Genomic DNA, 13,754 nt, shown 5'->3' with positions numbered 1-13,754 from the left:
TATGTAAACTAATCATATAAACAAAAGCTTCTATTGTTAAGATTCCTTCTTCCGTTTCTATTTAAACAAACGTTTAATTAAAGGGCAAAAATGCTGTTTTAAAAAATAACAAAAGGGAGTCTGATGGCAATCAGACCCCCGAATGATTAGAAAGATGTATTAAAATCCTGCGTAAGAAACCAAGATTGTAAGTACAAAGAATAAAACAGACAGCACGATCGTCGCGCGGTGAAGCACCAAATCAAGTCCGCGTGCTTTTTGCTTTCCAAAAAGCTGTTCAGCTCCGCCTGAAATGGCTCCTGATAAACCTGCACTCTTCCCAGATTGAAGAAGTACGACTGCGATAAGGGCAAGACTGACGATAACAAGCAAAGTAATCAATACAACGTGCATGGACGACACCTCCTAAAACCCGGTTAGCATTATTTTCAATTTACCATATTGCCGCCCAAATGTCACTATCATTCAAAGTTGTTTTTTATTAGCCTCACGAAACATTCCCTTTGAGGGAAAAGCTTCCTCTGTGATATGCTGTTTAAATAGTTCGCAGAAAGAAGGGGAAATTTTGAACAACACCCGCATCTATCTGATTCTGGTCGGTGTTATGCTCATATGGGGCCTGAATGTGCCCCTGCTTAAAATCATTGTTGACAGCTTTATGCCTGTTACTGTCACCTCAGTGAGAATTTTTACTGCAAGCATTTGTGTCCTGATCATACTGGCTTTTTTAAAACTGCTCCGCAAGCCTACATTAAAAGAAACTTTTTACATTGCAGCCGGGGGCCTGCTGAATGTTGTGTGCCATCACTACTTTCTTTCTGTCGGCCTGACAATGACTTCATCTACAAATGGAGGACTCATTCTCGGCCTTGGTCCGATGCTTACAGCCATTTTGTCCATTATTTTTCTTAACCAGCGTCTGACCGTCATCCGCTTAACAGGATTTATCCTTGGGCTGACCGGTGTCGGGTTCACCATCTTAGCCGGAAGCAAAGGCGTCAGCAGCATGAACACTGGTGATATCTACATTTTCATTTCAATCTTTACCCAGGCATGCAGCTTTATCATAATTAAAAAAGCGTGCCGCACATTGGATCCGCGTCTTATGACGGGTTACATGCTGTTCTTTGGATCTTTCGTTTTATTCCTTATCAGCCTGGTGACAGAGCCTGGCGGACTTGCAAGCCTGACTGAGGGAACGCCAGAAGTATGGGGAGTCTTTTTCACATCCGCCATCCTTGCAACGGCCATTGGACACATGACTTATAACTACGCCATCGGCATGGTCGGTCCGGCAGAAACGTCCATCTTCATGAACCTAAGCACCTTTTTTGCGCTCGCAGGATCTGCTCTGATTTTGCATGAAGCCGTATATGCATCACATTTGTTTGGACTTCTGTTCATTGTGTCCGGGGTCATTTTAGGATCTGGGGCATATGAAGAATTCAGGCATCGCCATCATGAACATGAAGCATCTTCTTCGGGGTGAAGAAGGTGTTTTTTTGTGGTTTTTTAAGTAAGTTCGAAAACCTTCTTAGCTTTTAGCCCCCAGCATACTGCTTGCGAACCGGAATAGGAGACATATGCGAAAATTACCTTTTCGACGAATAAAATTAGATTTTGATGATTTGCCGGATCTTCTGTTCTCGCCTTATGATGAGCAGAGGAGGTGATTATGCTGATTTTAAAAGAGCGAACAGAATCAGCGGAACTGAGAACGTACAGAAGCTTACATGCACGAATTGAATTAGCCCGTGCAGACCAGAAACAGTGCGACTACCTTGAAAGCGGATATGAGGGAGAGAAAACCTTTGATAGATGGGTAGAGCACGCTGGAGAGGGACTGATTTTAAACGATCTTCTATTTGTCACCGGCGGAAGCCACTATCAGATGGATTCCCTTTACATCGCTCCGCAAAAAATCTATCTTTTCGAAGTGAGGAGACCACTACATCGAAAAAGAAGAATGGATCTCATGCACCACAAAATCCGAAGTCAAAAACCCCCTTTTACAGCTGAAAAGATGCGAATCTCTGCTTAGAAGGCAGCTTCAAATTTTAAGGTGCCCGCTTCCGGTTGAAGCCTACGTCGTATTTGTAAACCCGCACTTTCACCTTTACCATGCTCCCCTCCATTCCCCTATGATCTTCCCTTCCCAATGGGACCGTTTTTCCCAAAGACTTAAAAGTGTCCGTATGCAGCATAGCCTTCACTCGGAGCTTGCGGAGAAGCTTTTATCACTCCATGTGGAAAAATCCCCGTATGAACGGCGGCCTGATTTTAGATATGAGGAGCTTCGGAAGGGGATTGTGTGCGGGGGGTGTGGGAGGTTGGGGATGGAGGCCACTAGTGCGACTAACCTCATTTGTGGAAAATGCAAAAACTCAGAAAGATTTAAAAACGGATTTTTACGGAGTTTAGAAGAATTTCGTCTATTGTTTCCTGATAGACAGGTGACAACCAATCAGATGTATGAGTGGTGTGGAGGGATAAAAGATAAGAGAGCAATTCAGAGATTTCTGAGTGAGAACCTTAACCGCATTGGTCATGGACCCGGCAGCCAGTTTATAGAGAAGCAATAAAAAGAACCCAACTTTTGTGTGCAGTTCCTAGATTAGTGGCGGCACTACGCCAAACGATGCCACTTTCCATCTATGATCACACCTCTTTGTGGCGCCACTACGCCGAGTGATGCCACTTTTCATCCGTGATCACACCTCTTTGTGGCGCCACTACGCCGAGTGATGCCACTTTTCATCCATGATCACAACACTTTGTGGCGGCACTACCCCAAGTGGTGCCACTTTCCATCTATGATCACAACACTTTGTTGCTCCACTCCCCCGAGTGGTGCCACTTTTCATCCATGTTCACACCACTTTGTGGCGCCACTACGCCGAGTGATGCTACTTTCCATCTATGATCACACCTCTTTATGGCAGCACTCCCCAGAGTGATGCCACTTTCCATCTATGATCACAACACTTTGTGGCTCCACTCAGCCGAGCGGTGCAAGTTTCCACCTACGATGCCACTCTTTCATTGCATCACTTCGGCTAGTGGTACCAGGAACAAATTCATTTGTGCTGACACCCTAAGTATTCATCCATAACACACAAAAAAACCGCCCCAAGACCAAAGTCTCCGGGCGGTTTTCTATCACAAAAGCTATCCTTATTTTTTAAGGTTGTAGAAAGTGTGGATGCCATCGTATTTAGCTGTGTCGCCAAGCTGGTCTTCGATGCGAAGAAGCTGGTTGTATTTCGCAACACGGTCTGTACGTGATGGAGCACCTGTTTTGATTTGGCCAGCGTTTGTTGCTACAGCGATGTCAGCGATTGTGCTGTCTTCTGTTTCACCAGAGCGGTGAGAGATAACTGCTGTGTAGCCAGCGCGTTTAGCCATTTCGATTGCGTCGAATGTTTCTGTAAGGGTACCGATTTGGTTAACTTTGATAAGGATTGAGTTGCCGATTCCTTTTTCGATTCCTTCAGAAAGTTTTTTCGTGTTTGTTACGAACAGGTCGTCACCAACAAGCTGAACTTTGTCGCCTAGGCGCTCAGTCAGAAGTTTGTGGCCTTCCCAGTCGTTTTCATCTAAACCGTCTTCGATTGAGATGATTGGGTATTTAGAAACTAGGTCTTCGTAGAAGTCTACCATTTCAGCAGATGTTTTCACGACGCCTTCACCTGTAAGGTGGTATTTGCCGTCTTCTTTGTTGAAGATTTCAGAAGCTGCAACGTCCATTGCAAGCATAACTTGCTCGCCTGGTTTGTAGCCTGCTTTTTCGATTGCTTCGATGATTGTTTGAAGAGCTTCTTCGTTTGATCCAAGGTTTGGAGCGAATCCGCCTTCGTCACCTACAGCTGTGTTAAGGCCTTTGCCTTGAAGAACTGATTTAAGGCTGTGGAAGATTTCAGCGCCCATGCGTAGAGCTTCGTGGAAATCTTCAGCGCCAACAGGCATTACCATGAACTCTTGAATGTCAACGTTGTTGTCAGCATGCTCGCCGCCGTTGATGATGTTCATCATTGGTACCGGCAATGTTTTAGCGTTGAATCCGCCAAGGTACTGGTAAAGTGGAAGTCCAAGGAATTCAGCTGCTGCACGAGCTGCTGCCATAGATACGCCAAGGATTGCGTTCGCACCTAATTTACCTTTATTTTCCATTCCGTCAAGCTCGATTAGAAGGTGGTCGATTGCAACTTGCTCAGTTACGTCGAAACCTAGTAGTTCAGGAGCGATTACTTCGTTTACGTTTTTAACTGCGTTAAGAACGCCTTTTCCAAGGTAGCGTGATTTGTCGCCGTCACGAAGTTCTACTGCTTCGTATTCACCTGTAGATGCGCCTGATGGAACCAATGCGCGTCCCATTGCACCTGTTTCTGTGTGTACTTCTACTTCTACTGTCGGGTTACCGCGTGAGTCTAATACTTCGCGTGCAAATACATCAACAATATATGGCATGTTAAAATTCTCTCCTTTTAAATGATTATTTTTTAATTAACGTTTTGCCTGTCATTTCTTTCGGAAGGTCTACTCCAAGCAGGTCGAGCACGGTTGGCGCCAAATCGCCGAGAATGCCGTCTTCTCTCAGGCCTGAAACTTCCTTGGTAATAATTACAGGAACCGGGTTTGTCGTGTGTGCAGTCATTGGTTTTCCTTCAAGTGTGAGCACTTCGTCAGAGTTCCCGTGATCTGCAGTAATGATCGCTGTTCCGCCTTTTGCAATGATTGCATCTACAACCTTGCCAAGGCATTCATCAACCGTTTCAATGGCTTTTACAGTTGGCTCAAGCATGCCTGAGTGTCCAACCATATCAGGGTTTGCATAGTTCAGGATGATTGCATCATGCTTGTCCGCTTCGATTTCGCCAAGCAACGCGTCCGTCACCTCGTAGGCGCTCATCTCAGGTTTCAAGTCATAGGTTGCAACCTTCGGTGAATCAATAAGAATGCGTGTTTCACCCGGGAATTCCGCTTCACGTCCGCCGCTCATGAAGAACGTTACGTGAGGGTATTTTTCCGTTTCGGCAATCCGAAGCTGGGTTAACCCGTTTTGTGAGAGAACTTCACCAAGTGTGTTGTCAAGGTTTGTTGCTTTAAAAGCAACATAGCCGTCAACTGTTTCACTGAAGTGAGTCAGGCAGACAAAATGAAGGTTTTTCGGATGCTTTGGTCCACGGTCAAATGAACGGAAATCTTCGTTTGTGAACGTATTTGAAATTTGAATCGCGCGGTCCGGACGGAAATTATAGAAAATCACCGCATCGTTCTCGCTGATTGTTGCTACAGGTGAGCCGTCTTCTTTTGTAATCACAGAAGGAAGAACGAACTCATCATGAATACCATTTTTATATGAATCCTCCACTAAGTCAAGCGGATCTGTGTAGGTCGGGCCTTCGCCGTAAACCATGGCTTTGTAAGCTTTTTCCACACGGTCCCATCTCTTGTCGCGGTCCATGGAATAGTAGCGTCCTGAAAGGGTTGCGATTGCACCCACGCCATATTCTTCAATTTTCTCATTCAGCTCTTTGATGTAGCCTTCAGCTGTTTGAGGACCAACGTCACGTCCGTCAAGGAATCCGTGGATATACACGTTTTTCACGCCTTCTTCTTTGGCAAGTCTCAGCAGCGCATAAAGGTGTTCAATATGGCTGTGAACCCCGCCGTCAGATAAAAGTCCGAAAACGTGAAGGTTTGTGCCGTTTTCTTTCACATGGTTCATGGCAGAAAGGAAGGTTTCGTTTTTCTCAAACTGGCCTTCGCGAATGGCCACATTTACACGTGTTAAGCTTTGATACACAACGCGGCCGGCACCAATGTTTAAGTGACCTACCTCTGAATTTCCCATTTGGCCTTCCGGAAGTCCGACTGCCTCGCCGCTTGCTGTCAGCGTTGCATGAGGGTACTGATCCCAGTAACGGTCAAAGTTTGGCTTTTTCGCGTGTGCAACCGCATTACCCTTTTCCTCATTGCGCAGGGCAAAACCGTCAAGGATAATGAGGGCGACCGGTTTTTTACTCATGCTTTCCTGCCTCCAGAAGCTGAAGGAAAGATTGTGCCTCAAGGCTCGCTCCGCCGACTAATGCTCCGTCGATATCTGATTCAGCCATGTATTCTTTGATGTTTCCCGGCTTTACGCTGCCGCCGTATTGAATGCGGATTGCTTCTGCCGCTTCGCTTCCGAATTTGTCAGCCAGTACAGAACGGATGTGAGAGCATACGTCATTAGCATCTTTAGCAGATGAAGACTTGCCCGTTCCGATTGCCCAGATTGGCTCATAAGCGATGACAACCTGCTTTAATTGCTCGTCAGTTAAACCTGCAAGAGCTTTTGTTACTTGATCAGCAACAAGGTCGTTTGTTTTTCCTGCTTCACGCTCTTCAAGTGTTTCGCCGCAGCAGACGATTGGAGTCAAACCGTGCTTGAAAGCAGCGGCTGTTTTCTTGTTGACAGATTCGTCCGTCTCAGCAAACATTTCGCGTCTCTCAGAGTGGCCGAGGATGACGTATGATACGCCAAGGTCTTTAAGAGCTTCAGGGCTTGTTTCGCCTGTGAATGCTCCGCTTTCCTCAAAATGCATGTTTTGAGCACCGATTTTTACATCTGTGCCTTTTACAGCTTCTACAAGGCGGTCCAAGAAAAGAGCAGGAGCACATACAACTGCATCCACTTTCTCAGCAGAAGGCACAAGACCTTTTACTTCTTCGATGAAAGCTGCTGCTTCGCCCATGACTTTGTTCATTTTCCAGTTACCTGCAATAATTGGCTTTCTCATTGTGTACACCATCCTAACTTAACAAGAATTATTTATCGTTTAATGCGACGACTCCAGGAAGTTCTTTGCCTTCCATGAATTCAAGTGAAGCTCCGCCGCCTGTTGAGATGTGATCCATTTTGTCAGCTAAGTTGAACTTCGCTGCTGCCGCTGCAGAATCTCCGCCTCCGATGACTGAGTATGTATTCTCAGCTTCTGACAGCGCTACTGCCACCGCTTTTGTACCTTCAGCAAATGCATCAAGTTCAAAAACGCCAAGAGGGCCGTTCCAGATAACAAGCTTAGAGTTTTTAATCACATCAGCATAAACTTCGCGTGATTTTGGTCCGGCATCAAGGCCTTCCCAGTCGCTTGGAATGCTGTCGATTGGAACGATTTTGATGTTTGCATCGTTAGAGAAATCATCTGCAACCACAACATCAACCGGCATGTAGAAGTTTACGCCGTTCTTTTTCGCTTTTTCCATGAACGTTTTAGCAAGGTCAATCTTATCTTCTTCAAGAAGGGATTTTCCTACTTCATGTCCAAGTGCTTTGATGAACGTGTAAGCAAGTCCGCCGCCAATGATCAGGTTGTCTACTTTATCTAAAAGGTGGTCAATGACACCAATTTTATCTTTTACTTTTGCTCCGCCAATGATAGCTGTGAACGGACGCTCAGGGTTGGAAAGGGCTTTTCCAAGTACTTCGAGTTCTTTTTCCATAAGGAATCCTGCAACTGCCGGAATGTGCTCAGCGATGCCTGCAGTAGATGCATGTGCACGGTGTGCTGCTCCGAATGCGTCATTTACATAAACATCGGCAAGCTCTGCAAATGCTTTTGCAAGTTCAGGGTCGTTTTTCTCTTCGCCAGCGTAGAAACGGACGTTTTCAAGAAGAAGCACGTCGCCTTCCTGCATGTCTGAAATTTTCGCTTTTACAGCGTCGCCGTAAGCTTCGTCAGCTTTTGCAACATTTTTACCAAGCAATTCTTGAAGACGCTCTGCAACTGCATTTAAACGAAGCTCCTCAACAACCTGGCCTTTTGGACGGCCCAGATGGCTTGCTAAAAGAACCTTTGCACCTTGCTCTGTTAAGTGCTGAATGGTTGGTAAAGCTGCGTTAATGCGTGTGTCATCTGTTACTTTGCCGTCTTTCATCGGCACGTTGAAGTCTACACGGCAGAAAACCACTTTGCCTTTTACATCGATGTCTCTTACTGACTTTTTGTTCATCTTCAGGAATTCCTCCTTTTATTGGAAATACAAAACAAAAGGGAGGGGGCTGTATTCCCCTTCCCCTTTGCACTCATTATATCGTTAGTTTTCGGTTAAAACCAAACTTCGTGCGACTTAAGAATTAAAGTCCTTTAGAAGCGATGTAGTCTACAAGGTCAACTACGCGGTTAGAGTAGCCTGACTCGTTGTCATACCAAGAGATAACTTTAACCATGCTGTCTTCCATAACCATTGTAGAAAGAGCATCGATTGTTGAAGAAGCTGGGTCGCCATTGTAGTCGCCTGATACTAGAGGCTCTTCGCTGTAGTTAAGGATTCCTTTAAGGTCGCCTTCAGCAGCTTCTTTGAATGCAGCATTTACTTCTTCAGCTGTTACGTTTGTGTTAAGCTCAGCAACAAGGTCAACTAGAGAAACGTTTGGAGTTGGAACACGCATAGCTCCGCCGTTCAATTTGCCTTTTAGCTCAGGCAATACTAGAGATACTGCTTTCGCTGCACCAGTTGAAGTAGGGATGATGTTTTCAGCAGCAGCACGTGCACGACGGTAGTCTTTGTGCGGAAGATCAAGAATTTGCTGATCGTTTGTGTATGAGTGAACAGTTGTCATCATACCGCGCTTGATGCCGAATTTGTCGTTAAGAACTTTAGCGAATGGCGCCAGGCAGTTCGTAGTACAAGATGCATTTGAGATAACATCGTGGCTTGCAGCGTCATATTTGTCATGGTTAACACCCATAACGATTGTGATGTCTTCATCTGTTGCAGGAGCAGAGATGATAACTTTTTTAGCGCCAGCTTCTAAGTGCTTAGCAGCGTCTGCACGCTTAGTGAAGAAACCAGTTGATTCAACAACAACTTCTACTCCGCGCTCGCCCCAAGAAAGTTTAGCAGGGTCGCGCTCTGCTGATACTTGGATTGTTTTGCCGTCAACAACAAGGTTGTTTCCGTCTACTTTCACGTCAGCATCCAGTCTGCCATGAATTGAGTCATATTTTAAAAGGTGAGCAAGCATGTTAGCGTCTGTAAGGTCGTTAACTGCTACAACGTCCACGTTAGGATTTTTAAGTGCTGCACGGAATACGTTACGTCCGATACGTCCAAAACCGTTAATACCAATTTTTACTGCCATGTTGAAATTTCCTCCTTTAAATAAGTGAGAGATTTTTTTGTGTAACTATATAATTAGGGATGAATATCCCTTATTAACTCTTTTGCGGCACCTTCATCCGTTATCAGGATGGAACCCTGTGCCTGCTTCAGATAAGCCTGGATGGCTCCGGCTTTTGAAGCGCCGCCCGCTACTGCGATGACGTTTTGAATCTTCTCAAGGTCACTCAGCTGCATGCCGACAGTCTGCACTTTGTGGACAACTTCCCCCTCCTGGTTGAAGTAGTATCCGAATGCTTCTGCGACAGCTTCGCCCTGCTCAATCTTTATGTAATCTTCAGGCAGCGTTTTACGGCGTTCCGCCATTGTCTTAGCGTCTCCTATTCCGTGAACGACCATACTTGAAGATTTAATGAGCGAAAGCAGTTCTTTTATAGAAGGCTCTTCTGTAATAGAAAGATACGCTTCCTTGCTGAGCTGGTCCGGAACGTGGAGCAGACGGTAGTTGCCCATTGCCCGTTCGGCCATTTTTGCACAGATCGTGTTTGCCTGGTTTTCTACATTTTCACCAAGGCCTCCCCGCGCAGGCACATATAGCTGCTCGCGGTTTTTGCTGTCAGGCGTCATCATTTCTGCGACGGCTGCAATCGTTGTTCCTCCAGTGACAGCGACGATATTTTTCCCGGTAAGACGTTCCTTTATGCATGAGACGCAAGCTCTTCCCATTTCTTTTTTCACCCATGAGAATTGATCGCTGTCTCCAGAAACGACAATAACCTTTTTCAGATTTAAACGTTCCTTTAATGTATTTTCCAAAAACGTTAAACCTAAAACATCTTTCATCGCTTCTTCCAGAACGTTCAGCAGGTGCGATCCTTCTTTTGTCAGCGTCATTCCGGCCGGGAAAATCTCTATCAGGTTCTGATCTTTCAGAAACTGAACTTCTCCCCTGAGAATCCGCTCGCTTATGCCGAGGCTCGATGAAAGGCTTCTTCTGCCGATCGGCTGCATCAGTCTTATGTACTGAAGGATCTGATATCGCTTTTGCATAACAAGAAGCAGATCAGGCAATAATTTTTTTTGGACTTCAATCAGTGATCTCATCGTATTAATTCCTTTCAAATAAGAAATGTGCCTTGATGCACGAATCGGCGCATCTAATTCCGGCTGACCTTTTTAACGAAATTTCTTATTTACTAAGAATCGCGGGACTTCATTTGTCCCTATATGACGTATTGTGTCCCACTGTCCGCAAAAAAAATCATCCCTGCTTCAATTCATATTCTAGCAGGGTGAATTCGCTTATTCAACTATTGTTTCTTGCTTTTTTTCAAGTAACCGCTTTCTTATTAATTCTTTTCTGATACGGCCGTATCCGATGATTTTTCCGTCACATTCTGCCACCGGTATCATGAGCTGATACTTTTCGAGCAGACCATCGTCTGAGTGAATATCGATTACCTGTATGTCCAGGTCCAAATCCGCTTTCAGCCCGTTTAATTCCTCGATGGCCTCCTCACAAAGAGGACAGCCTTCTCTTGAGTACACATTTAAAATCATTCCAACACATCCTAATATCGTTTTCTTGCAGATGAAGATGCAATGCCAAGCTGATCTCTGTACTTGGCTACAGTCCGTCTTGAAACTTCGATTCCGTGTTCCTGTGAGAGTGTGTCTGCAATTCGCTGGTCAGAAAGCGGAGACAGTTTATTTTCGCTCTCGATCATCTTTTGGATGAGTGATTTTACAGCCGATGACGTAATGTCCTGAGAAGTCTGCTCAAGGCCATTTGAGAAGAAAAACTTCAGTTCATACAGACCATGCGGTGTCTGTACGTATTTCTCCCTGACCGTACGGCTCACCGTTGACTCATGCACATCGATCACATCCGCTACGGCTTTTAGTGTCAGCGGTTTCAAAAAGTGCCCGCCTTTTTCAAAGAAGTCCGTCTGTCTTCTGAGAATTTCATGCATCACTTTAAGCATGGTCGCTTTCCGCTGATTCAATGTTTTCATCAGCCATTTGCACTGATTGAGTTTAGACGAAAGATACTGCTTCACATCCGCATCATCAGTGGATGAAAAGGCAGCTTCATACGAAGAATTCACCCCGATTTTTGGTGAACTCCCTTCATTATACATCACTTGCCACTCACCGCTTACTTTCTTTACGATCAGCTCCGGCACAATGTAGCTGTCATGGGCATGATGAAAAGCAAGACCTGGACGGGGATGCAGCTTTTGGATAAAGTCCTGCACACTTTGTATCTCTCTCAATTCCAGTTTCGTTTTTTTTGCAAGCTCTTTCCATGACTTTTCTGCAAAAAGATAGAAATAATCGCGGATAATCAGCTCTGCTGTCTGATTGCGCTCAGGCAGCCGCAGCAGCTGAAGGTAGATGCACTCCTGCAGGTTTCTGGCTCCCACACCTGCAGGATCAAGCTTTTGAAGATTTTCAAGCTGTATCTGCAGTTCATCTTCGCTGATGCTGAATCTTTCTGCCAGCACCTGCAGATCTTCTTCTATATACCCGTTTGGATCCAGGGCATGAATCAGAATGTGCAGCGCTTTTTTCTCCTTAGGCTGCATTTTCATGCCAAGCAGCTGAGATTCCAGGTGCTGCTGCAGAGTCGCCGTCCTGCTCGCTGCATTTTCAAGCAAGTCTCCTTTTTTTGAGGCATTTGCCGTTTTGAGGGCTGAGGTATGATACAATACGCCTGAATCAGGCTTGTCTTTCACATCGATGAGGGGATTTTCAAGGGTAAGGTCCTCTATGTAGGACGCGAGTTCCATAGAAGAGTACTGTAGGAGAGTAATCGCTTGCTTTAGTTCCTGTGTCATATTCAGTTTTAAGGACTGCTCTTGAAATAAACCTGCTTTCATATCCATAGATCGTTCCCCCTGCTGTTCATTTTACACGAAAACGGTCCGTCATTGAATGGAAGAAACTTCAAAGGAGAGATCAATTTGAGCGAATTATTTTCAGTTCCCTATTTTGTACAGAATTTCAAAGAACATCTTAGACACAACGAGAACCAGATTCCTGAGCTTGATGCAATGAACCGGTATTACCGGTCGGTTGTTTCCACTCTTGTACAAGATCAGCTGACCAAAAATTCGGTTGTGCTGAAACGGATTCAAAATCTTGATGAGGCGTACAATAAGGTGAAAGCCACCTTGAAATAATTACCTGTTCACAAAATACGGATGATGATTTATCATTGGTTATGTTGAGTCGCCAAGCGCGGCAATAAACACTTCTTGTCCAGTGCGGCTTACTGGACTGCTTACATAGTATTCACATTCCATTAAAACATGCCCCGCCGGGAATTCCCGGCGGGGCTTTTTTTCCTTATTTTCAGCGGAACAGCCGTGCCCAGGTTGCAGGTCCGACAATTCCGTCAACCTTAAGCCCTTCTTTTCTCTGAAAATCCCTTACTGCCTGTGCTGTGACAGGGCCATAGACCGAATCAGCAGGAACACCAAGTTTCCTTTGGATTTCTCCAATATTGGATCCTCTCATGTACGGAGTCTTCAGTCTGTAAAGAGTCCCCGGAAACGGCTTTGGACGCCTTGGTTTCGCTCTGTTCAGCCTGCTGAACGTTTCCGGTCCGACAATCCCGTCAACGAGGATGCGCTGCTCCTGCTGAAATTGCCTCACCGCAGCCTCTGTTTCAGCTCCAAACGTTCCGTCTGCCCCGAATCTCGGAAGTGAGTATCCAAGGGAAATCAGCTTTTTCTGCAAAAATTGCACATCCGATCCCGAATCCCCGCTTCTCAGCACAGTCGTATCAATTTCACTGCCTGTTTCACGCTCGGGCGGCTGGACTCTGATCGGCGGAGACGTGCTGCTGTCCCACGCATTGTAATAGGCACGGACATCCCTTAAAAACTGCGCGAACGTTACTCCGTTCGGTACAAGCCAGCTTTCAGGGTCTGAGCGCCTGCGAGGGTCAAGCGTACTGTGTGCGACAATTTTAGTCGAAGGATCGAGATCAAACCTGCGGCAAAGGTACGCATGGTACCAGACATACCTGTCATATGCCTCACGAAAAACGCCCGTGCGGCAGAGTTCCACTCCAATTGCCGCATCATTTGCATCAGCCCCGAAGAGCCGGTTGTCCTCAGGATTTGTATATAAATTATGATAGGCTTTTTCATTCAGAGGAATAATCTCAAGAATTTTTCCATCATCTATAAATGTGTGGGCAGACGCACTCGGCTGAGAGTTATTAAAATAGGAAAAATGATCATCAGCATCTGCAGAGTTGTTAGCGGTCTCATGTGCAACAATGAAGAGCGGGCCGGTCAGACCTGTTCCCGGTCTCGAATTTCCAATTCGAATATAGCGCTGCTCGATCTGATATTTATCCGAAACACTCACTTTTATCACTCCTTTATATAGTAGATGATAGAGTGAGGAGTTTTGGAAAGGCACTTACCCTGATGCATGAGCCTGTTTCCTTGAAAGTCTAGCAGTTTCGACTGATCGTTCTTTTAAAAAATGAAAAAGAGCTGCTTCCCTAAGGAAACAGCTCTCTATCATTTAGACGCGCTCGAGAGGATTCGAACCTCCGACAGACGTGGTACCGGAAACCACCGCTCTATCCAACTGAGCTACGAGCGCACGTATTGGCCAGTAGCGCTATT

The 13,754-nt window shown here is 45.6% G+C and carries 13 protein-coding genes, 1 tRNA gene and 1 pseudogene; 3 read left to right on the top strand and 12 right to left on the bottom strand.

Annotated features, from left to right (window positions below; all coding sequences use genetic code 11):
• Positions 1-159: 159 nt before the first annotated feature.
• Positions 160-393, bottom strand: a complete 234-nt coding sequence (gene secG, locus MHB63_11225; GenBank protein MEK3807103.1) for a preprotein translocase subunit SecG — start codon at positions 391-393, stop codon at positions 160-162.
• Positions 394-565: 172 nt separating this feature from the next.
• On the opposite strand from secG, the gene MHB63_11220 reads away from it, so the two are divergent.
• Positions 566-1,489 carry a DMT family transporter gene (locus MHB63_11220; GenBank protein MEK3807102.1) on the top strand — a complete coding sequence of 308 codons (924 nt, stop codon included), beginning with the start codon at positions 566-568 and terminating at the stop codon, positions 1,487-1,489.
• Between the two features lie 186 nt (positions 1,490-1,675).
• Complete coding sequence (locus tag MHB63_11215) at positions 1,676-2,041, top strand: nuclease-related domain-containing protein (GenBank protein ID MEK3807101.1); 366 nt, start codon at positions 1,676-1,678, stop codon at positions 2,039-2,041.
• Positions 2,042-3,174: 1,133 nt separating this feature from the next.
• On the opposite strand, the gene eno is transcribed toward MHB63_11215, so the two are convergent.
• From eno to rpoN, 8 genes are all read right to left on the bottom strand, one after another.
• Positions 3,175-4,467 (bottom strand): phosphopyruvate hydratase, encoded by a 1,293-nt coding sequence (gene eno / locus MHB63_11210; GenBank protein MEK3807100.1) that lies wholly within the window; start codon positions 4,465-4,467, stop codon positions 3,175-3,177.
• A gap of 25 nt (positions 4,468-4,492) precedes the next feature.
• Positions 4,493-6,028: a 2,3-bisphosphoglycerate-independent phosphoglycerate mutase gene (gene gpmI, locus MHB63_11205; GenBank protein ID MEK3807099.1), complete on the bottom strand. Its 1,536-nt coding sequence runs from the start codon at positions 6,026-6,028 to the stop codon at positions 4,493-4,495.
• Entirely contained in the window at positions 6,021-6,782 is a 762-nt protein-coding gene (gene tpiA, locus MHB63_11200; protein ID MEK3807098.1) for a triose-phosphate isomerase, read from the bottom strand. The genes gpmI and tpiA overlap by 8 nt, the downstream gene beginning before the upstream one ends.
• Positions 6,783-6,810: 28 nt before the next feature.
• Entirely contained in the window at positions 6,811-7,995 is a 1,185-nt protein-coding gene (locus MHB63_11195; GenBank protein MEK3807097.1) for a phosphoglycerate kinase, read from the bottom strand.
• A gap of 124 nt (positions 7,996-8,119) precedes the next feature.
• On the bottom strand, positions 8,120-9,127 hold the full coding sequence (gap, locus tag MHB63_11190) for a type I glyceraldehyde-3-phosphate dehydrogenase (protein MEK3807096.1): 1,008 nt from the start codon (positions 9,125-9,127) through the stop codon (positions 8,120-8,122).
• Between the two features lie 53 nt (positions 9,128-9,180).
• Positions 9,181-10,209 (bottom strand): sugar-binding domain-containing protein, encoded by a 1,029-nt coding sequence (locus tag MHB63_11185; protein ID MEK3807095.1) that lies wholly within the window; start codon positions 10,207-10,209, stop codon positions 9,181-9,183.
• A gap of 198 nt (positions 10,210-10,407) precedes the next feature.
• A complete protein-coding gene (locus MHB63_11180; GenBank protein ID MEK3807094.1) occupies positions 10,408-10,665 on the bottom strand; it encodes a glutaredoxin family protein in 258 nt (85 codons plus the stop codon).
• 11 nt (positions 10,666-10,676) lie between these two features.
• Positions 10,677-11,993 carry an RNA polymerase factor sigma-54 gene (gene rpoN / locus MHB63_11175; protein MEK3807093.1) on the bottom strand — a complete coding sequence of 439 codons (1,317 nt, stop codon included), beginning with the start codon at positions 11,991-11,993 and terminating at the stop codon, positions 10,677-10,679.
• Positions 11,994-12,071: 78 nt separating this feature from the next.
• Between rpoN and yvfG the strand changes: the two genes are divergently transcribed.
• The gene (gene yvfG / locus MHB63_11170; protein MEK3807092.1) at positions 12,072-12,290 is read left to right on the top strand and encodes a protein YvfG; all 219 of its coding nucleotides are present in this window, start codon (positions 12,072-12,074) and stop codon (positions 12,288-12,290) included.
• 172 nt (positions 12,291-12,462) lie between these two features.
• Here yvfG and MHB63_11165 read toward each other — a convergent pair whose 3' ends face one another.
• The 3 genes and pseudogenes from MHB63_11165 to MHB63_11155 form a co-directional block, all read right to left on the bottom strand.
• Positions 12,463-12,888, bottom strand: coding sequence for a peptidoglycan-binding protein (locus tag MHB63_11165; protein ID MEK3807091.1), 426 nt, complete (start codon positions 12,886-12,888; stop codon positions 12,463-12,465).
• A gap of 93 nt (positions 12,889-12,981) precedes the next feature.
• Positions 12,982-13,488 (bottom strand): annotated as a pseudogene (locus tag MHB63_11160) (N-acetylmuramoyl-L-alanine amidase).
• Between the two features lie 167 nt (positions 13,489-13,655).
• Positions 13,656-13,731, bottom strand: a tRNA-Arg gene (locus MHB63_11155).
• Between the last annotated feature and the right edge of the window lie 23 nt (positions 13,732-13,754).

The organism is Bacillus sp. FSL H8-0547 (assembly GCA_038002745.1).
Lineage (GTDB): Bacteria > Bacillota > Bacilli > Bacillales > Bacillaceae > Bacillus_P.
The sequence above is the reverse complement of the archived record's forward strand: the minus strand, read 5'-3'. Positions and strand labels throughout refer to the sequence as shown.